Origin of the sequence: Pseudomonas sp. ICMP 561, from assembly GCF_002699985.1 — a bacterium.
In the GTDB taxonomy this organism is placed as follows: domain Bacteria; phylum Pseudomonadota; class Gammaproteobacteria; order Pseudomonadales; family Pseudomonadaceae; genus Aquipseudomonas; species Aquipseudomonas quasicaspiana.
Genome location: NZ_LKBT01000001.1, coordinates 47036 through 69465, shown reverse-complemented (window position 1 = coordinate 69465; position 22430 = coordinate 47036). Strand labels below are relative to the sequence as shown.

Here is a 22430-nt window from a genome sequence, read left to right as displayed (position 1 = left end):
AAACAATACGTAACATAATGATACTCATTATTGAATGCGTATAGTTGTTTTTTCGCCCTTGATAGGATTTGAGTTCTTGTTCAGGTGGGGTTCAGGCGGGGGATACATCTGTAGGAACAGCCTTGTGTCTATGACACACCGCTGTAGCGGAGCAAACGGGTGACCCGGTAGGAGCCAACTTGTTGGCGAGACGTCGGACCTGCATTGTCAGAAATTGCGCCTCGCCAACAAGTTGGCTCCTACCAGGTCTGCGTTTCAAATCCATTATCGAAGTGATGTTTGATGAGAGCTGTCGAAGGCTGCGATTCGGTGTGTCAGATAAAATCAATCGCAGCCTTCGGCAGCTCCTACAGGGATAAAGTGGTTAATTCAGTCCCTGCAAAATCTCATGCGCCAACTTCACCCGCACTTCATTCGGGTATTTCTTGTTGGCCAGGATGACGATGCCGATCTTTTTCTCTGGAACAAATGCCACATAGCCACCATAGCCAGTGGTGGACCCTGTCTTGTTGATCCAGACATTCTGCTGCGGTTCGAGCGGCGGGTTGATCGCAACGGCAGGCTGGGTCTCGTACGCCATCTTGTTCGAGTTGCCTTCCTGCAACGTTTCCAGACTGGCCGGGTAGGGATACTGCTCCCAGGCCAGGTCCTGGGTCATCGCGCCCGTCTTGAAATATCCAACATGCGTATCGGTAATCGCCTTGGCTAACGTACGGTCGGCCCTGCCTGGGTTGATGTTCAACTCAACGAAACGCAGCAAATCCTTGCCGCTGGATTTCATCCCGTAGGCTTCATTCCCGAGTACGCCGCCCTGCAAGCGGACCGGCTGATCTTGCGCGTCGTAGCCCTGCGCGTACATCTTCATTTTGTCGGCTGGCACATTCAGATAGCTGTTGGTCAGTCCGAGTTTTGGAAACAGTTGCTGCTCCATTGCCTGCTCGAACGAGGTGTTCATTGCCTTCGCGGTGATCATCCCCAGCATGCCGATGCTCGGGTTGGCGTAGGTGCGTTTGCTGCCTGCCGGGTATTGCGGTTGCCAGGCTTTCAGGTAACTCATCAATTGTTCGGTGTTCTGAACTTTATCCGGCACCTGCAAAGGAAAACCGCCCGCCGTGTGCGTGGCGAGGCTGATCAGGTTGACCTGGTCGAAGGCGCTGCCTTTCAGTTGTGGCAGGTACTGGCCCGGATGGTCGCGAAGGGATAGCTGACCGTTTGCCTGAGCGTATGTCGCCAGGATCGCCGTAAATGTTTTGCTGATCGAGCCGACCTCGAACAAAGTGTCGCTGCTCACCGCCTGCCGGGTGTCTCTGGAGGCAATGCCGTAGTTGAAAAAATGCTGTTGCCCATTGGCCGTGACGGCAATGCTCATGCCGGGAATGTTGTATTGCTGCATGACTTGCGCGGCCGCTTTACGCACGGAAGCCTCAAGGGTTACCGCATCAATATCCGGTTTCGTCTGGGCAGCGTTTGCCAGGTAAGTGAACGAGAGGCTGCACGCGAAGAGCAACGATTGAGTCATCAAACGCATCAAGAGATTCCTTGGATTCCATTCAGAGCGCGGAAAATATTCGCTTGGATGCCATGCCCTCAATAAACATTCTGTCGCAGGGTATTTCCCAAAAGCTCAATAAACTGCCGAGCCGCCGGGCTTAAACCCTGACCGCTTCGGGTGATCAAGCCGATGTCGCGACTCACGCCGGGGTGGTCGACGGGCACGCAAACCATATCATCCCGGCCTTCATCCGCCGACTCCGGCAGTAACGTCATGCCCAGGCCTTGCCGAACCAGCGCAAGCACCGTGGACATGTAATTGGCCTCCAGCCCGGGTAGCAGCGTCAGGTGTTCATCGGCGAACAATTGTTCGACCCGCTCACGCACGCTGCTGTCCCGACCGGTCAGAATAATAGGTTGATCGGCAAGCTCATCAAGTTTGATTAATGGCTTTCCGGCCAGCGGATGACTGCTCGGCACGAACAGGCACAAACGGTCGGTCAGCACCACTTCGAACTCCAGGCCGTGCGACATTCGCGCGCGTACGCCTAAGCCGAAATCCACCTCGCCTTCGCGTACCAGCGCGTCGATACGTTGGGCTACCACGTCGCGCAAGCGCACTTCGACGCCGGGGAATTGTTCCCGAAACAGGCGCAGCACGGGCGGCAGAGTGCTCGAGCACATGGAGGGCAGGGCCGCGATGGTCACTACGCCGCGCTTCAATGCCGCCAGATCCCGAGAACCGCTGACGATGTTGTCGAGGTCCAGCAGCAGTTTTTCCATCGGCATCAGGTTGCTTTGGCCGGCTGCTGTGAGGCTTACATGGCGCGGGCTGCGCTCCAGTAGCGGCACGCCGAGCCAGTCTTCGAGCTGCTGGACCTGCACGGTGAGGGCCGACGGGCTCAGGCTCAACTCCACAGCGGCTTTGGCAAAGCTGCCGCTATGGGCGACGGCGAGAAAGGCTCGGATGTGCTGAATCGAATTCTTCATGGTCGTGTGCCTGTTTTTATTCGTATGGTTTTGTTTTTTCGAATGCAGCATGCCGAACATTTCAATTTACAAAGCTTACCTGTGTTTTCAATACTCGTTGAAAACAACAACAGCTCATCCGCCGCGCCAGCGGGAAGGATGACGAACAGGAAGTACCTATGCTCGCCACCCTCGGTGTCATTACGATTCTCTGTCTGCTCGCCGCCGTCATGAGCAAACGCCTCTCACCCCTCGTCGCACTGATTGCCTTACCGATTATTGCTGCCCTGATCGGCGGTTTCGGTCTGCAAACCAGTGGCTTCATCATCACCGGCATCAAGAATGTCGCCCCTGTAGTGGGGATGTTCGTGTTCGCGATTCTGTTCTTCGGGGTGATGACCGACGCGGGCATGCTGGACCCGATCATTGATCGCATCCTGCGTACTGTCGGCACACGCCCGACGCGCATTGTGATGGGCACCGCGTTGTTGGCGCTGCTGGTCCATCTGGACGGCTCGGGAGCGGTGACTTTTCTGGTGACCATCCCGGCGATGCTGCCGCTGTATACGCGGCTCGGCATGGATAAGCGCATTCTGGCCTGCGTGACGGCCATGGCCGCCGGGGTCAACTTTCTACCGTGGACCGGCCCGGTGTTGCGATCTTCTGCGGCGTTGCACGTGCCGGTTGCGGATTTGTTCCAGCCGCTGATTCCGGTGCAACTGGTCGGCCTGGCCTTCGTATTTTTCTGTGCCTATATGCTCGGTCGTCGTGAAGAAAAACGCCTTGGCCTGGGGGCTGGCGCCAATGTGGACGTCGTGCCAAAGCGGGTGCTGGCGGACCACGAAGAGGTTCTGCGTCGGCCGCGCCTGTTCTGGCTCAATCTGATCCTGACCATTGCCGTCATGGGCGTGATGATTTCCGGTCTGGTTGATCCGGTGGTGATGTTCATGCTCGGCACCGTCGTCGCGCTATGCATCAACTACCCGAATGTCGACGCTCAGCGCGCTCGCATCGATGCGCATGCGAAGACGGCCCTGACCATGGCCAGCATCCTCCTGGCGGCCGGTGTATTTACCGGCATTATGCAAGGCACCGGCATGCTCAAGGCCATGGCCGAAGTGGCGGTTGCGCAAATTCCTGCGGGTCACGGCAAGTTGATTCCGATGGTGGTGGGCTTTATCTCCATGCCACTGAGCATGCTGTTTGATCCGGATTCGTTCTATTTCGGCGTCATGCCGGTGATTGCCGAAGTCGGCAAGGCGTTGGGCGTCGATCCGTTGCAAGTGGCTCAGGCCTCGCTGCTGGGCGTACACACCACCGGCTTCCCGGTCAGCCCGTTGACCCCGGCGACCTTTCTGCTGGTAGGCCTGTGCAAAATCGAGCTGGCCGACCACCAGCGTTTCACCATTCCTTTCCTGTTTGCCGCCTCGGTGTTGATGACCCTGACGGCGATGCTGCTGGGTGTGTTCTGACTGCCGAACAGCAAACACAGAATTTGTAGGAGCTGCCGAAGGCTGCGATAGCGGTGTGTCTGGATGAATGCTTCGCAGCCTTCGGCAGCTCCTACAGAAATGCATTTCAATTCAAACAATCAGCTTTTGTTTGAGAGGAGTATCAACATGAAAACCTTACGCATTGGCTCCGGCGCCGGTTATTCCGGTGACCGTATCGAGCCTGCCGTTGAGCTGGCTGAACACGGTGATCTGGATTATCTGGTCTTTGAGTGTCTGGCCGAGCGCACCATCGCCTTGGCGCAACAGGCCCGGTTGGCAGATCCCGAGACCGGCTACGACCCGTTGCTAAGTGAGCGCATGCGCCGTGTACTGCCGTTCGTAGGGGACTGTTCTGTACGGCGCTTGAGAGTGATCACGAATATGGGCGCGGCCAACCCGTTGGCGGCGGCACGCGAGGTGCGGCGGATTGCTGCCGAGCTGGGGTTGCATGGTTTGAAAGTCGCGGCTGTAACCGGGGATGACGTGCTGGCTGCGTTGCAGGCCGACCCGCAACAGTTGCTGGACAACGGCGCAACGCTTGGTTCCTTGGGTGAACGGCTGATTTCTGCCAACGCTTACATGGGCGTCGAAGGGATTGTCGAGGCATTGCGGGCCGATGCCGATGTAGTGATCACCGGGCGGGTTGCTGACCCATCGCTGTTCCTTGCACCGCAATTGTTCGAGTTTGGCTGGGCGGCAGATGACTGGTCGTTGCTGGGGCGCGGCACCGTTACGGGTCACTTGCTTGAATGCGCGGGGCAGATCAGTGGCGGGTATTTCGCTGACCCCGGTTATAAAGACGTGCCGGATCTGGCGCGTCTGGGCTTCCCGCTGGCCGAGGTGGATGCTTCCGGTTCTGCGGTGATCAGTAAGGTTTCGGGCTCGGGTGGCCGTATCGATACCGCGACCTGCACCGAGCAGCTTATCTACGAGGTGCATGATCCTGCGGCTTACCTGACGCCGGACGTCTGTGCTGATTTTTCGGTCGTCGGGTTCGAGGTTGAGGGGCAGGATAGAGTTCGGGTCAGTGGCGCAGACGGCCGTGCGCGGCCCGAAACCTTGAAAGTATCGGTCGGTTTTCTCGATGGCTGGATCGGTGAGGGGCAGATTTCCTACGGCGGCCCTGGCGCTTTGGCGCGCGCAAGGCTGGCCCGTGATGTAGTGCTTGAGCGTCTGAAGCTGACGGGCGTCAGCTATGACGACATCCGCGCCGAGCTAATGGGAGTGGACTCGCTGCATGGCGACGAGCTGGGTTCACGCACTGCGGCTGAACCTTGGGAAGTCCGATTGCGAGTGGCGGCACGTTGCACTGACAAGGCTCAGGCGGTGCGGGTCGGTAACGAAGTGGAAACCCTCTACACCAACGGCCCGTATGGCGGGGGTGGGGCTACCAAAGGTTTACGTCAGGTTGTGGCGGTCGCATCTTTGTTTGTTCCGCGTTCGGCGGTGACAGCTGTTGTACATCTGGAGAATGCATCATGAGCCGCCCTGTAAAACTGCGCGAACTCGCCCATTCCCGAACCGGCGACAAGGGCGACACCTCGAATATCTCGGTGATTGCCTATCGCGCTGAAGACTATTCACGCTTGTGTGAAGTGTTAACCGCACAGCGTGTCGCCGCATATTTCGCCGAGCTGTTGGACCCGAACGCAGGCCCCGTGCGCCGTTATGAATTGCCCAATGTTCATGCCCTGAACTTCGTCCTGCCCGGCATCCTGCGTGGTGGCGTCACCCGGTCGCTGGCACTGGATGCCCATGGCAAGGCGCTGGGCGCGGCTTTGCTGGATATTGAGGTTTAGCGGATTGGGTGCCCTGAGTGCATTCGGTCCTGCCGGGTTCTATGTCTTGCTCAGGTCTCCGGTAGGAGCGAACTTGTTCGCGAAGGGCCGGTACATCCACAGCCTATGCGTAACCTGAAATACCGCCTTCCCGAATGAGTTCGGTCCCACAGGTTCTGCGTCTTGCCCAGATTACCGGTAGGAGCGAATTCATTCGCGAAGAGGTTGGTACATCCGCAAGCTGTGTATCGTCTGGAATGCCGCCTTCTCGAATGAATTCGGTCCCACAGGTTCTGCGTCTTGCCCAGATTACCGGTAGGAGCGAATTCATTCGCGAAGAGGTTGGTACATCCGCAAGCTGTGTATCGTCTGAAGTGCCGCCTTCCCGAATGAATTCGGTCCTACCTGTTCATTACCCATGCTGTACATCAGTCCGCTTGAGCAATTGCTTGCAACGGTTCGACAAGTGCACCACCCGCAGATGTTTGCCCGCTTTGGTGTAGCGCTCGCGCAAGGTCTGCAAGGCTGATACCGCCGAGTAATCGACGAAGCTCAGATGTTGGCAATCCAGGGTGACTTGCGCAGGATCCTCAGCCGGGTTGAACTGGTTGAGAAAACGCGTAGTAGAAGCAAAAAACAACGTGCCGTGCAGGGTGTAAACCTTGCTGCCGTCAGTCTCCAGATGAGTGTCCGCGTACAGCTCTCGCGCCTGCTGCCAGGCGAAGTTAAGCGCTGCGATGACGATGCCGAACATCACCGCCGTGGCCAGATCGGTCAACACCGTCACGATCGTCACGGCTATGATCGCCAGCACGTCGTTGACCGGCACCTTGTGCAGCACGCGCAACGACGCCCAGGCGAAGGTTTGTTGAGCCACCACGAACATCACGCCGACCAGCGCGGCCAGCGGGATTTCTTCAATCAAAGGCGAAAGAAACAGCACGAACATCAGAATCATCAAGCCCGCTACCACGCCGGACAAACGACCCCGGCCACCGGAGCTGAGGTTGATCACGGTCTGGCCGATCATCGCGCAACCGCCCATGCCGCCGCACACGCCAGACGCCATATTGGCCACGCCCAGCGCCACGCATTCACGGTCCGGGAAGCCGCGGCTCTCGGTAATTTCATCGGTCAGGTTGAGGGTCAGCAGGGTTTCCAGCAGACCCACCAGCGCCATCAGAATCGCGTAAGGCGCGATGATCCGCAGGGTTTCCAGATCCCACGGCACTTCCGGCAAGGCCAGGCTCGGCAGACCACCGGCAATGTGCGCCATATCACCCAAAGTGTGGGTCGGCAGATCGAGCAGATAGACCAGCAAACCAACGCCCAGAATCGCGATGAGCGCGGGCGGTATCGCTTTGGTCAGGCGGGGCAGCAGGTAAACAATCGCCATGGTCAGCGCCACCAGGCCCATCATCAGGTACAACGGTTGGCCCGTGAGCCAGGCGTCACCCACCTTGAAATGTTCGAGCTGAGCCATGGCAATCACAATCGCCAGGCCGTTGACGAACCCGAGCATCACCGAATACGGCACCATGCGTACCAGCTTGCCCAGGCGCAGCACGCCGAACAGGATCATGATCAAGCCGCCCAGCAACACCGTCGCCAGCAGGTACTGCACACCCTGCTGCACCACCAGCGCGACAATCACCACCGCCATCGAGCCTGCCGCACCGGAAATCATTCCCGGCCGCCCACCGAACAAGGCAGTCAGGGTGCAGATGATGAACGCGCCATACAGGCCCATCAGCGGGTTGAGGTGGGCAACCAAAGCAAAGGCGATGCACTCGGGCACCAGAGCAAAGGATGTGGTGAGTCCGGCCAGGACATCGGCGCGTATACGGGCTGGTTTCATGGGGTACCTGAAAGGGGGCAATGCCGGGAAAGCAAAAAGAGGGGATGTTACTGAATGTGGCTGGTGGGTGCTAACAAAAATGGACTCGGATCCTGTTGAACCTGACTTATGGTGATCTAAGACGTGGGACCGGCTTTAGCCGGGAAGGCGCCAGTACAGCCGCTGCATTGTCGTCACTCATCGTGAAGTGGCTGGCGGAAGCTCTCCATCGTATTGTGCAGTCCCAGTTTCTGCATTGAGGGACGGGGCAGATGAGCGTTTCGCCTGATCGCCCCGCGCTCCATGAGATCCTCTTCTCCCTGGATACGGCGCGCCGAGGTGAATGCCTTCTCTACTTTCAATGTGGTCGAGCTCTGACGCACCGGATCCGATACCGCATTAGCCACTAGCTTACCAGTGCGATTGCTGAATTCATCCGCAGCTTCCATGGCTTTCTTTTAGGAGGTGAAAACAGCGGCCCTCGCATGTCCACTGCCGTTATCGTAAAAGTAGCTGATCAGAGACGATTGCGAGGGGGCTTGGCGATTCCTAATCGCCAACCTCATCACATGTTGCCTCAAGGTCTACGCAAAAGAGATACTGATATGGCGCGAGGAGGTTCTGGATCGAAGGGAGGTGATGGAGTTTCGCTTCAATGCTCATGGCAAGTATTTCATAACTTTAATCTTTCCAAGATACATCGACATGATCCTAAATCAATGTGGTTGCAGACCTTGACGAAGACAGGTTTTTTTTCCACTATATATCTGCGCCATTGACGTTGGCGTTCAGCCCTAGCTAGGTGAAGCCTCTGCAACGTCGCTCCAACATCTCTTATTGCCACCTTTAATGGTCAACTGACACTAGGGTTTAGCGTTGATCGTAAGAGGCTAGGCTATGAAATTCCCTGATACTCCTTCGCTTGCTGCTCTTAAGTCAGATGCAGCTGTTTTGCATCGTGATTTACGCAGCGGCTGTCGCTCTGCACTCGACAGAGCCATTAGTGCTCAATTGATAAGTTCGGGTCCCGTGAACCGTGATATCTGCCTGCGAATCATTGCCAAAGAGCATGGTCTGCCATATCCCAAAATTGTTGCTAGAGATCAGATGATATCCCGGTATGCGGAACACTGTGTTTCTCAAGGGTTTTGGCTCAAACCATATGAAGGCGTATTCCGAAGGGCGCGATTCCTGTTGCAATTCGATGCGCTTGTTGAATGTCTTCGTGACCAAGTTCCACTTGCATCTGCTGCAGATAAGCGGGGCGTCGATTTCAGCGGATTTCATTTCAGCTCGTTGCTATTTAGCAGAATTCGCCGTGTTCTCAAGCGTTTGAAAGTCCCTGATTTCAGCTACCTACAGGCGCCTGGAAGCCTCGTGCACTACGACTGGCTCCAAGACGTTCAAAAGGCAAGCCACTGCAACTTCAGTGATGCAAAGTTCTACTGCGCTACCGCTGATCCAGTGATTCAACCTGGCGCTTACGGATGGAAAACCGATTTTAGCTATGCAGATTTGCGAGGCGTTGACCTTCGAGGGGCCTATCTGAGAGAGGCCTGTTTTAAAGGGGCTAAAGTCGACGGAGCTGATCTGCGCAATGCGAATATCAATGGCTGCATATTCAACGGTGCCACAGGGGCGTTTTTGAGCGGTGAAATCCTTTATCACAACTGGGACGTAGGCCCTCAGGGCGTCGTCCCTTGGTTACCAGACGACGAAGATTGAATCGCAGCCTCTACATGGTACCCCGCTCATAAGCCCAGACGAGGTTGTAGGGGCATGGGGGGGCGAAGAAATGTTGCGATTAAAGAACGCTTTGCAAGCGAACCATTTCAACGCTAGTAACGAACATTAAGTATCAACTTCAGGTGATGCCCTATCCGTGTACCTGTTTTTTCAATTCTGGCTTTTTTCGAGATGAGCGGACCAGGGTTGGATCATTAGCTATTGGGTAAATGGCCATTGAAGTTAAGGGGAATAAGAAAATGGAAAAAATAATAGGGTTTTTCTTGGAGAAGATTTGGCCAGCCTTGTCCGCATCCGCTCAGGACGCGCGGGAACTCATTCAATCGAATTCTTCCTTTTTTGCAACCATGAAAGATCGCAAGGGAGTTTGCTCGAATGCTTGGCTCTTCGGCATCTTCGTGGCGATTGGCCTAGGAGTTTTGGGACTGCCAGCGTCTCGGTCTGCTGGCATTACTCCAAACCTTGAGTTTGCGAGTGTGATGACAATGATGAACTGGCTCCTCATTGCGTTCTACGGGGTGTGTTTCGCGATAGGTTCTCGGCTGCTGGGAAGCGACCGCGAGATGTTGGTCAGCGTGAACACCTTCTTTTATGTCTCGGGTTGGCTGGTGGTACTCAAGCTGTTCGAAATGCCCGCTTTGGGTGCTCGTTTTAAAGCCATGGCAGAGAGTTGTACCGCCCTCAGCTATGACGAGGCTGTCACGTCGGCCATTCAGCAAAGCTCGATGGCAAGGATCTCAGACGTTCTGGTGTTGGTGGGCTATGTGCTGTTTATCGGCTTCGCCATCGCCAAGATGCAGCGTTTAGTGCATGACTTCGGCTGGATTCGTGCGCTACTTTCGACTGTGATCGGCATGGCCCTGTTGAGCGCGATGGTCTCCTATGTTCAAGAGCCCATCATATCTCAGCTGATATGCAGTTATATAAGTATCCCCTAAAGTGGTGATGAAGTCTCACCTGTCCTGGGCGAGTCACCCATTATTGGCCGGACGCAGCTACATGGACCACCGGCCATCTCTCCGACGAGTAACTACGATGGATGAATCGCTGCACCGTGACGTATACGCTCATTTTGTCTTAGCTATGTACTGGCCCAATGTCTTGAGCAATCCATATTTCTGCACTTGATATTTTTCGATTTCTTCCCTCGAAACGTCAAGGATTTCAAGGGGAAAGAGCACTGTATGTGTCCGGCCAAGTCATCTACCCAGCCCCGCAAAGCCAAGACATGGTGTGCACTTAAATTTAAGTGCACACCAGTTCTAGCCTTTTAAGCGGGTATTTCATGCAGCCAACACGCCGTTCCTATTCCAAGTCCTTCAAGGCCCAGGTCATTCAAGAGTGTGCACAGCCCGGCGCTTCGATTGCCAGCGTCGCGCTCGGCCATAGCCTCAACGCAAACCTCGTCCACAAATGGATTCGGCTGCAAGCGCAGAAAAGCCCTGCGCTTCCACCTGCATTTATTCAGTTACCCATGCCTCTGGCCGGGGCAAACTCCCATCCAGCATCATCGAATATCTGCGTTGAAATACAGCACCCGCGCGGCACCGTAAAAGTGAACTGGCCCACTGAAAATGCTGCTGCCTGCGCGACCTTTCTTCGAGACCTTCTACGATGATTCGCATCGACTCCATCTGGCTCGCCACCGAGCCCATGGACATGCGCGCAGGCACCGACACGGCGTTAGCCAGGGTGATCGCGGTGTTCGGTGCGGCGCAGCCGCACTGTGCTTATCTGTTCGCCAACCGCCGCGCCAATCGCATGAAAGTGCTGGTGCATGACGGCTTTGGAATATGGCTGGCGGCGCGCCGGTTAAACCAAGGCAAGTTTCACTGGCCCGGCATTCGCCATGGTTCTGAAATGGAACTGGATACTGAGCAACTTCAAGCATTGGTGCTGGGTCTACCATGGCAACGCGCAGGTTCTGGAGGCTCGATCACACTGCTTTAACGGCTGCCATTAGCCTATCGGTCTATCGCCGCGAAGCGCCTGCTCTGGCAAAATCCGGCGCATGACTTCTTCTCCCAATCTCGACCAAATGTCCCCCGACCAACTGCGTGCTTTGGCAGTGCAGTTGCTGTCGCAAATCGACACGATGGGCAAGAAAATCAACCGCGACCAAACGCTGATCGAGAAACTGACCCACGAGATCGCCCAGCTCAAGCGTTTGAAGTTTGCTAAGCGCAGCGAGCAGATGAATCCTGAGCAGGCCAGTTTGCTCGATGACCTGATCGATACCGATATCGCAGCGATTGAAGCAGAGCTTCAGGCCTTGCAGACAGTGCCAGCGGCGACCGAGAAAAAGCAGAAACCTAAGCGCACTGCATTACCGGCTGAGTTTCCGCGCACATTGATCCATCACGAACCGGACAACACTCACTGCCCATGCGGCTGCGCCCTCAAGCGCATCGGTGAGGACGTTAGCGAGAAGCTGGACTACACGCCCGGCGTGTTCACCGTCGAACGCCATGTCCGTGGCAAGTGGGTCTGCGATGACTGCGAAACGCTGATCCAGGCACCGGTTCCGGCGCAGGTTATTGATAAGGGCTTCCCGACTGCGGGCCTACTTGCACACGTCATGATTGCCAAGTTTGCTGACCATCTGCCGCTTTACCGTCAGGAATCGATCTTCGGTCGAGCAGGCCTGGCGATTCCATGCTCAACATTGGCTCAATGGGTGGGCGTGACGGGCGTGCAGTTGCAGCCTCTGGTCGACGCGCTGCGCGAAGTAGTGCTTGGGCAACAAGTCATCCACGCAGATGAAACACCGGTGCAGATGCTCATGCCGGGAACAAAGAAAACTCACCGTTCCTATGTGTGGGCCTACGCCACCAGCCAGTTCTCGGACTTGGCAGCGGTGGTTTATGACTTCAGTCCGAGCTGTGCCGGTGAGCATGCTCGCCACTTCCTGCAAGACTGGAGGGGCAAGCTGGTCTGCGACGATTTTGGCGGCTACAAGGCCAGCTTTGAACTCGGCGTGACCGAGATTGGGTGCATGGCCCATGCACGGCGCAAGTTCTTCGAACTGCACTCCACGAATAAAAGCATGCTTGCAGAGCAAGCCCTGCGCTATATCCAGCTGTTGTACGAAATCGAGAGCGAAGTCCGCGATCTGGGCCCGGATTTACGGCGCCGAATACGGCAAGAAAAAGCCGTCCCAGTGATGAATATGTTGCATGCCTGGATTATCGCCCAGCGTGACTTCGTGCCCGAAGGCTCAGCCATCAGCAGAGCACTCGATTACAGCCTGAAACGCTGGGCAGCGCTGTCGCGCTACCTTGATGACGGGGCCGTACCCATAGATAACAACTGGTGTGAAAGCCAGATCCGCCCTTGGGCTCTTGGACGTAAAAACTGGCTCTTCGCAGGGTCGCTACGCAGCGGAAAACGTGCGGCAGCGATCATGAGTTTGATCCAGTCGGCGAGACTGAATGGTCATGATCCGTATGCCTATCTGAAAGATGTACTCACGCGCCTGCCGACGCAGCGGGCGAGTGAAATCGATCAGTTGCTGCCGCATAAGTGGGGCCACCTTTAATTACGTCACATCTGTAAGAATACTTTCCATCGCGTTGATGGAATACAACGGAGTACGTCATGGAAAAAACAATCAGACTCGCCAATCCGGCAGATATCAATGCCATTTTTGATATTCGAACCAGTGTCCAGGAAAACCACTTGTCTCATGATCAGTTGGCGGAGATGGGCATTACTCCCGAAACTATAAGACAGGCAATTTTAGAGACTCCATGTGCTTGGGTCGCCGAAGTCGATGGTGTTCCCGTAGGTTTTTCCATGGTTGATGTTGAGGATGGTTGTGTGTTCGCTGCTTTCATTCTTCCTGAGTTCGAGGGGCACGGATTGGGGCGCAGCCTGATGAATAAAGCGGAGGCTTGCCTATTTCAACACCACCAAACGATATGGCTAGAAACCGCTGAAGCAAGCCGCGCGAGTGGCTTCTATCGAAATCTCGGCTGGCAACCCGTGGAAAACTTACCAGAAGGTGATGTTCGCTTTGAAAAGTGCCTGAAATAACAACTCAAAATGTGTTGATCAGAGGCTAGGTGGGCGTGCGCGTAATCATGCAAGGTGTGTTTGGCGGACGCTTACAGAGCACTGGCAAAAAGAATTCGACCGATACGAATTCAAAGAGCTTGGTCAGACAATGGGGAGATTAATTCAGGACCTCCAAAACGCAGGTCAGCCAACCGACGAAATCAAGGCCGTTTTGACAAATGTGTTAGTACAGCGAAGCTGGCTTGCACACAAATATTTTTCGGAAAAATCCGTTTCCTTTATGACCGAATCCGGGCGTAGCGAGATGATTGCTGAACTTGAAGCTATTCAGGAGATGTTCCGCAATTCAATGGCAATGATCGGTGCAATTACTATGCCGATAACTTGTGGTTGCGGTTTGACTGAAGAAATGCATAAGCGAGTGATGCAAGAACTGATGGCATCGTAGGGCAACAAGTCGACTAGTTTAGAGCCTTTGTGCGGACGTCAATCCTTACAGGGCGTATGGAGGATTTTTCATCTTCTCCTTGGTCTTTGTTGGGTATGAGGTCGTCGGCGATAGAAGACAGAGGCCTAGAAGGATTGGTCGTTGCGTGGGCTAAAGTGTGACCGCGAATGCATTACGCAGCTAATACGATGAGTGGATATTTTTGGGCATTGTAGGCAACACGTTCGGCAGAGTGATAGGTTAGTGGCAATTTAACATTTCTCCTTCCCATGGATGGCTCTCATGATCGAACATGTATCTCTTAAAGGCGTTACCAGCTATTCCTCAGAAACGTCAGTCACGCTCGGGCCATTGACGCGCGTAAACCTCATCTATGGGCTGAACGGCAGCGGCAAATCCACTATAGCCAACTACCTGCAAGATCTCGCACACAAGGACTACGAGCACTGTCGGGTTGTGCCTTCGATTAATCAGGATCAGCTATTTGTCTACAGCCAAGCGTTTGTAGAGAAAAATTTTCACCAACAAACCCACCCTGGGATCTTCACGCTCAATCAGGGTAATATCGAAGCTGAAGCAGCGATCCGTGAGGATGAGCAGCGTTTAGAAGAAACGAGATTACAGCGCCAGGATGTCGTTAATAATCGACAAAAATTTGCCGATCTGCTTACCAAGGAGGATGACCGATACAAGGAGCTGCTCTGGGAAATCAAAAAAGACCTCCAGCGAGACAACCTTCACTATTGTTTCGACGGATTTCACACCAACAAAGTAAAGTTCAAGAACAGCTTGGAAACCATGGCTCTCCCCACGGGAGTAACGCGTGCAGCGACGGAGCTGGCTGAAGCTGCGCAGGCCCTGCAGTCTTCTGATGGCGAGCTTTTAGCCGATCTGGCGCATATCGTATTCAAGGCCTCCGCCACTGAAGACCATACAATTTTTAGCGAAATCATCACGCCTTCAGGAGACTCGTATCTGGCAGGGCTAATCGAGAAGCTTGGGAACTCGGACTGGGTCAAGAGCGCGATGCCCTTTGTGGCTGAATCTGAGGGCCAGTGCCCACTCTGTCAGCAGGTACTTCCCCACGACTTCCAGTCTCACGTCAAACTACTCTTCGATAAAAGCTACGACGATAAAATCCAAACACTGCTGTTGCTCAAGGAAAGCTACGATCATGCCACCCGCTCGCTCCTGACAATCTTGGACAGTGAGCCTTACAAAAGCTCGGCGATCCAGGAAGATCCCGTATTTGTGAAGGCCGTGGCTGACTTGGTCAAAGCCTTTGGCGATAACATCTCAAAAATCAGCGAAAAGAAATCTTATGTCTCGAAAGTCATCAAACTTCAATCAACCGCTGACATTATTGAAAGACTCAATACTGCCATCGAAGCGGAGCGGTTAAAGATTGAGGAGTACAACGACAGGATCATCAAGAAGGATCAGCTACTCGAGGCAATCAATCAGGAGGTGTGGCTACTCCTGCGAAAACAGGCAGACTCCATCATCCAGGCACACAAAGAAGCCTCTCATGACTTGGATTTGAAACTTAAGGAATGCGACGAGAGCCTGGTTGTCCTAGATAACGATTCGAAGGTTATTCGGGCATCCATCTCAGCGCATCGATCGCAAATTACCAATATTGAAGAGTCGGTAAAGAACATAAACGATTCGCTTGCCAGTATAGGCCTTAGTGGTTTTTCCATTGAAAAGGAACCAAGCGATCAAACCAGTTATCGGCTCGTCCGTCCTCAGGGCTCAGGGGATGTCTTCCAGTCATTGAGTGAAGGTGAGAAAACCCTAGTGACCTTCCTCTACTTTCTTGAGCTCTGTATGGGCAGTGTCGAGGCTGATTCGCCCGTGGTTTTGGGTAGCCGCGTCGTCGTCATCGACGACCCGATTTCTAGCCTTTCGCACAACTATGTCTATGAGGTTGCCGCTCACATCTATCACCGAATTCTGCGACCCGACGCCAACTTCAAAAAGGTCTTGGTGCTGACCCATAACCTGTTTTTCTTTCACGAACTCCTTAAGAATGCACCGCTGAGTATTGTCAGAAAATACAAATGTTTCCGGGTTGTGAAGGGTGAGTTCAGCGAAATTACTGTGCTAGGCCACGGTGAAATCAAGAACGACTACGAAACGTACTGGCAAGTAATCAAGGACGCGAGCCAGGCAAAGGTGCATGCCACCGTGTTACCTAACATGATGCGCAACGTGCTTGAGCACTATTTTAGTTTCATTCACAAAAGAGACGATTTGCTCAAGGCTCTGGAGTCGTTGGAAAAGAAAGACAGCGGAGAGTTCAAGCCCCTCTATCGCTACATCAATCGGGAATCACACGGCACTGCGATCAATATCACCGACTTTGGCGGATGGGAGTCCAACAAACTCATTGAAAAATTCAAGGCGGTGTTCATTGAGTCCGGATACCCAGAGCACTACAGTATGATGATGGGAGAGGCTGAAGAAAAAGAGGGTGATGCTGGAGAGGAGTGAGACGGACTCTGGAATTGAGCCCCTAAGAAGGCGCTCCTCAGAGGAAATTTTCAGACGTAAGTATCGGGCAGGGGAGGTGCGGGATGGCTACCTTGGTCATAGAAAATTAAACGCACTAATGGCCAAACGCTATTTTTCTGCTTTCCTGCTGCAAGTCAGCCTGTTAACATAGGGGCGCAGCTACCACCAACGGATTTCCATTTCCATCCTGCCTGACTTCCCAGCCCGCATAGCTTTGCGCATGGGGCGCAAAGGCTATCAGCGGCAACGCTGAGAAAAAATGGAAATATCGTCATGACTAGTCATGCCAAAGTCGTACCTGTACGACAATACGAACGTTTCCGCTTTGGTCGTTGGGAGTCGGTGTGTAAACACCATCGCTCCTTGCCTCAGCGGTAATGGATAACCTTGGTGGTAGCTGCACCCCTAGTTTCCCAAAAGTCAATCTAACGTTTGAGCGATCACAGTCTGGTGCTGATACCTCAGCTTTTTCAGAATAAGACTGATAACTGCGTTTTGCTTGGGCTGTATCCCCAAAAATTACAACCTAAGTTTTTAATTCGCTCGATATATGCTTCAGCGTTCCTGAGGCTTTTTTCTTAACTCGCAACATGAAATTTATTACAGCCATGCTCGAAGAAACTAGCCCTGCGACTTCTTTAGATGAGAGAAAGCTTTCCATCGAAATGGCAAAGCTTGAGCTTGAGCAGAGAAAACTGAAGCTCGAGGAAACCAAGACAGCTGTAGCTATCAAAAGCTATCGGGTTGACTTGGTGGCCAAACTCGCAATCCCTGTCGCAGTACTCATTCTGGCAGCGGCGACCTACAGCACGAATGCCAATAACAACGACGCACGCATGGTGTTAGAAGTCGATAAACAGAAGAAGGATTTCAGCCAGAAGCAAGAAGAGCTCTTCATCAAGCGAAGCGATGTCGAACGCAATCGAATGGAAAGTAAGGCCAGATTCATTCAGAGCAATCGGGCTCTTATTTTCGACAGCGCTCCAGAATCTGTACAGAAAGTCACACTGCTCGCAAAGGCTATTTTTTCGAAAGAAGATTTAGACGATATTCTTGAAAAAGTGAGCGCGTTCAGGATCGATACTCCACCTCGCCAAGTTGAGGCGGATAAGCCCTCACCGTTAATAGCGGCAGCTGAGTATATTGCGACCGGTAAACGCTTTGCCCAGAAAGGTAACTACGCGCAGGCTTTAATTAATTTCGAGATGGCAACGTTGCTGAACACTTCAGATGCAATGGCTTGGAACTACAAGGCTTACGCTGAAATGCGGACTGAACGCAATGATGCGGCGCTCAAAAGCATCAGTACGGCCATTAACTTGCAACCTGTTGAAAGCGGTAACGTGCAGACGATTGTGATCAATGCGACGAAAATCTTGTGCTCGCTTGGACGAACTGAAGACGCCCGGTCGTACATCAACAAGAGCCTTGCAATCGTGCCTCAGGTAGTTGAAAAGCTCCGTGGTGATCTTGATTTCGCCACGCGTTGCAATTTCACATTCAGCAGTTAATCGCTCTGACTTGATCTAGCGCTGCCGTCTTAGAGAGCTTACTGACTTGGAGCCATCGCAGTGGATATCTTCTAAAGATACCTCTTAAACATTCGATTCTCGATCAAAGTCCGAAGGGAATGGAACTCACCAGTTATGCTTTCCATATCTTTAAAATTGATCGCGGTTTCCGTTCAATGACTGGCTACTGACCTTTGCCATCGTTCGTGCGCCAAATTCTTTAGCGCTGAAAACGGTTATTTCGGGCACTTGGGCCCGGCTCACGCCGTCAGGAGAGCATCTCCTTCACGATGGAAATAACATTTCTAGCATCCTCTATTCTTCGGGGTAGAGTGGCATTGTGCTGCCAGCGTTTGTGTGTCTTATCAATCGGCGAGCCAAGGCGCCAAGAAGACCAATACGAGGCTCCCCAAAATCCTTCCTGCAATCGCTGCAGGTGCTGCAGCCAGCACGAGGCATGTCAGGCTGAGATGACCCCGCAGTACACACACACACACACAATGCGCATCCGGCGTTTGGTCTTGTAATGATTGCGCGTAACAGGCCGAGTGAAAGCGTGACTACTGCCGTTGTCGTTGCTGTCATCACCGCGGGCATAACCAAACGTCTCTCAGCACCGGGCAAGCCGTCGCCTTCAGTTTGAACTCCCACTACCACATCCTGGGCATCGTGCACGACACGCCTGAGCATAATTATCACTACGAGAGTTATGTGAAAGAGGACTTAGAGTGTCTTCAGTACCAGTACGACCTCAAGTACTGGCCGGCATTGAGTGACGTGGTGCAGGCGATCGGCACCAATGAGGAAAGGTCTGAGGTCACGGCCACTGACCCGTCTATTGCAGCTGCCACCGAAAGCCGAAAGTCGGGACGTTCGGACTTCGTGATAGCCTTCTTGACCCGGCTCAATGACAACAGAGTGAGGGAGTGTGGTTTATTCCCGATGACTTTGCGCGCTCTGACAGCGCCATTGCCTCGCTCGTCAACTGTGGCCTGGATATCTCGCCTCAGTTTTGAACGCAAGGCAAAAGCGTTCTCACCAGCATCTTCACCCGTACAACGGTCTTGGGCAGCCAGCTATTCTCGGTTGCCCAGCGATTGGTGCTTGCCGCTGGCTCATGCTGGTAACACGCGCATCATTTTGAGGGCGCGTTCTCGAAGGGGACGGACGTGGCGAGGGGTGATTTTCATGATCTCAATTCAGTATCCTCAACTCTCGTTAATGCCCCCTCTTCGCTAATGACCGTTAAAAGGAGCTGGCCGTGCAGGAAGCTGAGAATCTGCCACTGATGCCCAAGTCTGCGTTGGTTTACTACCTCGACGAGAAACAATCTCCGATCCCTTACCAAAAGGTTGCGAGCATCCGTAGCTGCTTGGAAAACATCGTCGAAACGATTTTCGTTCACATCGTTGAGCCTGCGGATGAGTCTAGGTGGCGTCGGGGTGATTTGAATACCCGAATCGGCCTGCTTAGCCACTTCTTTTCTGCCGATGTCATTGAGCGGCTTCACAGCATCAGGCTATTAGGCAATGACGGCGCCCATCAAGCGAATCATGCAGCCCTTACGGACGAACGTATAGGTGATGGCCTCAGTGCCCTAAATGTGCTTTGCGAATGGGCGATTCTGGCGTACCTCAAAAAGCACGGCCTCATGTCGACGGATTGGTTGGCGACGGTGCTGAGCACCTTGCCACCGGTATACAGGGTGCGGATTCTGGAGCCACTGATCGAGTCAAACACCCTGTATAAGGCGCGAGTCATTGCTCATCAGGAAGCACGACAAGCCTATGCTAGAAGGATGTATCAAGGGTTGATTCCTCTGGATTCTGTTCCTCCTGAAACGACGGAAGAAGAGGACAGGATCATGAGTTTTCTGCTCGCTATCGACAAACTGGCCATGGCCTACCTCAAGAACAAGCAGTTCGAGCGCAGCTTCGAATTTGTCCAGCAGATGTTCGACGAAGGCTGGATGACTGAGGAATTTGCACGGGACTCTTGGGAAAAACTAGAAAACCTGCAGAGCAGTTTTCACTCGCTCCCAATCTCTGGGTCGATGGAGCAGACTCGTTCTTACTTGGAAAAAATTCTCCCAGCCGTCAAGAACGAGGAACAAAATCTGTTTCTTACCCTGTTCTCGGCGATGGTGCTGGAAAGCCCAGAGTTGAGAGCTGCATCGTCCAACCAGGCACCTCAGCTTGGCGCTGCGCCGGAATCTGCGAAGTAGCGCAAAGGCGGCGATCATTGATCTGACCCCGTCGGCACGTATTTTTGGACATGACCATCATGCGTGCCCAACCCAATGCGTTGACCCCATCCAGTGGGACCGGCTTTAGCCGGGAAGGCGATATTTCTGACAATCAATTTTTGGTGACTGTAAGGGCCTCTTCCCGGCTAAAGCCGGTCCCACGACGTAGGGCCTTGGGATCGAGCGGCTCCCACAAGGTTTGCACTAGCCAACAGATCGCAATCAGTTCACTTGCTCATATATGCTTGCACCCCCTCACTCAACCGAGCGATGCGCTACCCATGAATGCCGTTTCACCGTTGCAGGCCTACGAGCGGGCCGTCGAGCAGTTGGGTTTTCAGCCGGACGCCGCGCAGTTGCATGCCGTTCAACAGCTGCAGGCCTGTTTTCAGGCGCTGAACGACAACCCGAAATCGGCGCAGGGCGTGTACCTGTGGGGCCCGGTGGGGCGGGGCAAAACCTGGTTGATGGATCGCTTTTTCGAGAGCCTGAGCGTTCCGGCACGGCGTCAGCATTTTCATCACTTCATGCGCTGGGTGCATAAGCGCATGTTCGAACTGATCGGCACCTCCAACCCGCTCAAGGTCGTGGCTCAGGAGCTGGGACGTGATGTGCGGGTGATGTGTTTTGACGAGCTGTTCGTCACGGATATTGGCGACGCGGTCATCCTTGGAGGCTTGCTGCAAGCGATGTTCGAAGCAGGTGTCGTGCTGGTCTGCACCTCCAACCAGCCGCCCGAGCAGTTGTACAGCCATGGTCATAACCGTGAGCGATTTCTGCCTGCCATTGCAGCCATTCAGCGCTACATGCAAGTCGTCACGGTAGACGGCGGCGAAGATCATCGCTTGCATCCGGGGCTGCTGCATCAGCGGTATTTCGTTACCGCACCGGGGCAGAACAGCGCGCTGGCTGCCGTATTCGAGACGCTCAAGGGCGACGAAACGGTGTCCAGTGGCGCAGTGCCTGTGGGGCATCGCAGCATCACCAGCATCAAACACAGCGACTCCGTGTTGTGGTGCCGATACGTTGATTTGTGCGAACAACCATTGGCCGCCATGGATTTCATTGAGCTGTGCGACCGGTTCTCGACGATATTGCTCAGCGAAGTTCCGGCCCTGAGTGCGCCACAGCGCGAAGCAAAAATCGCCCGTGGCACTGAGGACGCAGTCGAGCAGGTAGTGGCTGGAGATCGTGAACTGCCGCAGCTGTCGCCCCACGACGACGGCGTTCGGCGCTTCATTGCGCTGGTGGACGAATGCTACGACCGTCGCGTGCCTTTATATGTCGATGCCGCGGTGCCCATGCATGAGCTGTACACCCAGGGCTATCTGTCGTTTGCCTTCCGCCGCACCTTGAGCCGCTTGCAAGAAATGCAACTGGAACGCTTCATTCAGTAATCAGGTTCGGCGTCGCTGCACCAGAACGTGCTTGCAGCCTTCGAAAATCAGCACCAGCACCGCCAGCCAGATCGGCAGATAGGTCATCCACTCATCACGGGCGATGCTCTCGCCCAACAGCAATGCGACGCCCACCAGCAGCACCGGCTCAACATAACTGAGCAGGCCAAACAGGCTGAACGGCAGCAGGCGGCTGGCAACGATGTAGCTGACCAGTGCCGAGGCGCTGATCAGACCCAGCACTGGAATCAGCAGATACAGCATCGGGAATTGCTCAACCACGGACGCATCGCCGTTGACGATGAACCAGACGCTGATCGGCAACATGAATGCCATGTCGAACCACAAGCCGCCAAGATTATCGGTGGCCAGTTTGCGCCGTAGCACGAAGTACAGCGGGTAACCCACCGCGACCAGCAAGGTTTCCCAGGCGAAACTGCCGCGATTGAGCAACTCGTTGGCGACACCGACCATGGCGCAGAAGGCTGCGATCTTTTGCAACCGCGACAAACGCTCGCCATAGACGATGCGTCCAGTGACAACCATCGTCAGCGGCAGCAGGAAATAACCCATGGACACCTGAAGGCTTCGGCCATGCAGGGGGGCCCACATGAACACCAGTAATTGCGCGCCCAGCAATAACGAACACAGGGCGATGCCGATCAGCAGTGTCGGTTGCTGGCGGATACGCCCGGCGATTTTTTTGACCAGATGCCAATCGTCACTGAACAACAGAAAGACCGTCACGCACGGCACCGTCAGCAGCATCCGCCAGCCGAAGATCTCTTCCCCGCCCAGTGGTTTGAGCAGCGATGTATAGAAATACATGACCCCAAACAGCACCGAAGCCAGAACCGACAACACCACACCTTTATACACAGCAGCCTCTTTACGTTGTGGGCAGTTGCAGGGCGGCCCGGTTCAAAATGGTGCGTAGTTTAGCTCAAAGCCAAGAAGCTGTTAGCTCACTTTAAACAGGGG

General features: G+C 54.2%; 19 protein-coding genes. 14 read left to right on the top strand and 5 right to left on the bottom strand.

The annotated features are described in order from the left end of the window. Nucleotides 1–364: 364 nt before the first annotated feature. Together ampC and AO242_RS00315 are read right to left on the bottom strand one after the other, a co-directional pair. Nucleotides 365–1528 (bottom strand): class C beta-lactamase, encoded by a 1164-nt coding sequence (ampC, locus tag AO242_RS00320; RefSeq protein WP_176560548.1) that lies wholly within the window; start codon nt 1526–1528, stop codon nt 365–367. Between the two features lie 59 nt (nt 1529–1587). Then, nucleotides 1588–2481, bottom strand: coding sequence for a LysR family transcriptional regulator (locus AO242_RS00315; RefSeq protein ID WP_099267505.1), 894 nt, complete (start codon nt 2479–2481; stop codon nt 1588–1590). A gap of 158 nt (nt 2482–2639) precedes the next feature. On the opposite strand from AO242_RS00315, the gene AO242_RS00310 reads away from it, so the two are divergent. The 3 genes from AO242_RS00310 to AO242_RS00300 all read left to right on the top strand — a co-directional run bounded on the left by AO242_RS00310 (nt 2640) and on the right by AO242_RS00300 (nt 5752). Continuing rightward, the gene (locus AO242_RS00310) at nt 2640–3932 is read left to right on the top strand and encodes a CitMHS family transporter (protein WP_099267248.1); all 1293 of its coding nucleotides are present in this window, start codon (nt 2640–2642) and stop codon (nt 3930–3932) included. 147 nt (nt 3933–4079) lie between these two features. After that, nucleotides 4080–5435: an acyclic terpene utilization AtuA family protein gene (locus AO242_RS00305; RefSeq protein ID WP_099267247.1), complete on the top strand. Its 1356-nt coding sequence runs from the start codon at nt 4080–4082 to the stop codon at nt 5433–5435. Next, nucleotides 5432–5752 carry an AtuA-related protein gene (locus AO242_RS00300; RefSeq protein ID WP_099267246.1) on the top strand — a complete coding sequence of 107 codons (321 nt, stop codon included), beginning with the start codon at nt 5432–5434 and terminating at the stop codon, nt 5750–5752. Before AO242_RS00305 ends, AO242_RS00300 begins: the two co-directional genes overlap by 4 nt. 391 nt (nt 5753–6143) lie before the next feature. Here the strand turns inward: AO242_RS00300 and AO242_RS00295 are convergent, their stop codons facing one another. Together AO242_RS00295 and AO242_RS00290 are read right to left on the bottom strand one after the other, a co-directional pair. Further along, the gene (locus AO242_RS00295; protein ID WP_099267245.1) at nt 6144–7589 is read right to left on the bottom strand and encodes a SulP family inorganic anion transporter; all 1446 of its coding nucleotides are present in this window, start codon (nt 7587–7589) and stop codon (nt 6144–6146) included. A 173-nt stretch (nt 7590–7762) separates the two neighbouring features. Continuing rightward, the gene (locus AO242_RS00290; RefSeq protein ID WP_257153352.1) at nt 7763–8017 is read right to left on the bottom strand and encodes a hypothetical protein; all 255 of its coding nucleotides are present in this window, start codon (nt 8015–8017) and stop codon (nt 7763–7765) included. Nucleotides 8018–8465: 448 nt separating this feature from the next. Between AO242_RS00290 and AO242_RS00280 the strand changes: the two genes are divergently transcribed. From AO242_RS00280 to zapE, 11 genes are all read left to right on the top strand, one after another. Continuing rightward, nucleotides 8466–9293 (top strand): pentapeptide repeat-containing protein, encoded by an 828-nt coding sequence (locus AO242_RS00280; RefSeq protein ID WP_257153350.1) that lies wholly within the window; start codon nt 8466–8468, stop codon nt 9291–9293. 230 nt (nt 9294–9523) lie between these two features. Beyond that, the gene (locus AO242_RS00275; RefSeq protein ID WP_099267243.1) at nt 9524–10252 is read left to right on the top strand and encodes a hypothetical protein; all 729 of its coding nucleotides are present in this window, start codon (nt 9524–9526) and stop codon (nt 10250–10252) included. Between the two features lie 347 nt (nt 10253–10599). Continuing rightward, nucleotides 10600–10932 (top strand): IS66-like element accessory protein TnpA, encoded by a 333-nt coding sequence (gene tnpA / locus AO242_RS00265; RefSeq protein ID WP_257153347.1) that lies wholly within the window; start codon nt 10600–10602, stop codon nt 10930–10932. Then, a complete protein-coding gene (gene tnpB, locus AO242_RS29610; RefSeq protein WP_099267241.1) occupies nt 10929–11264 on the top strand; it encodes an IS66 family insertion sequence element accessory protein TnpB in 336 nt (111 codons plus the stop codon). Before tnpA ends, tnpB begins: the two co-directional genes overlap by 4 nt. A 61-nt stretch (nt 11265–11325) precedes the next feature. Beyond that, the gene (gene tnpC, locus AO242_RS00255; protein ID WP_099267240.1) at nt 11326–12852 is read left to right on the top strand and encodes an IS66 family transposase; all 1527 of its coding nucleotides are present in this window, start codon (nt 11326–11328) and stop codon (nt 12850–12852) included. Between the two features lie 59 nt (nt 12853–12911). Continuing rightward, complete coding sequence (locus AO242_RS00250) at nt 12912–13349, top strand: GNAT family N-acetyltransferase (protein WP_099267239.1); 438 nt, start codon at nt 12912–12914, stop codon at nt 13347–13349. A gap of 130 nt (nt 13350–13479) precedes the next feature. After that, complete coding sequence (locus AO242_RS00245; protein ID WP_099267238.1) at nt 13480–13779, top strand: hypothetical protein; 300 nt, start codon at nt 13480–13482, stop codon at nt 13777–13779. Between the two features lie 282 nt (nt 13780–14061). Continuing rightward, nucleotides 14062–16275 carry an AAA family ATPase gene (locus tag AO242_RS00240; protein ID WP_176560547.1) on the top strand — a complete coding sequence of 738 codons (2214 nt, stop codon included), beginning with the start codon at nt 14062–14064 and terminating at the stop codon, nt 16273–16275. A 611-nt stretch (nt 16276–16886) separates the two neighbouring features. Further along, on the top strand, nt 16887–17807 hold the full coding sequence (locus tag AO242_RS00235) for a tetratricopeptide repeat protein (RefSeq protein ID WP_099267236.1): 921 nt from the start codon (nt 16887–16889) through the stop codon (nt 17805–17807). 1261 nt (nt 17808–19068) lie between these two features. Continuing rightward, a complete protein-coding gene (locus AO242_RS00230; RefSeq protein ID WP_099267235.1) occupies nt 19069–20031 on the top strand; it encodes a DUF4145 domain-containing protein in 963 nt (320 codons plus the stop codon). Nucleotides 20032–20333: 302 nt separating this feature from the next. Continuing rightward, entirely contained in the window at nt 20334–21449 is a 1116-nt protein-coding gene (gene zapE / locus AO242_RS00225) for a cell division protein ZapE (protein WP_099267234.1), read from the top strand. On the opposite strand, the gene rarD is transcribed toward zapE, so the two are convergent. Beyond that, nucleotides 21450–22328, bottom strand: coding sequence for an EamA family transporter RarD (gene rarD, locus AO242_RS00220; RefSeq protein WP_099267233.1), 879 nt, complete (start codon nt 22326–22328; stop codon nt 21450–21452). Nucleotides 22329–22430: the final 102 nt, after the last annotated feature.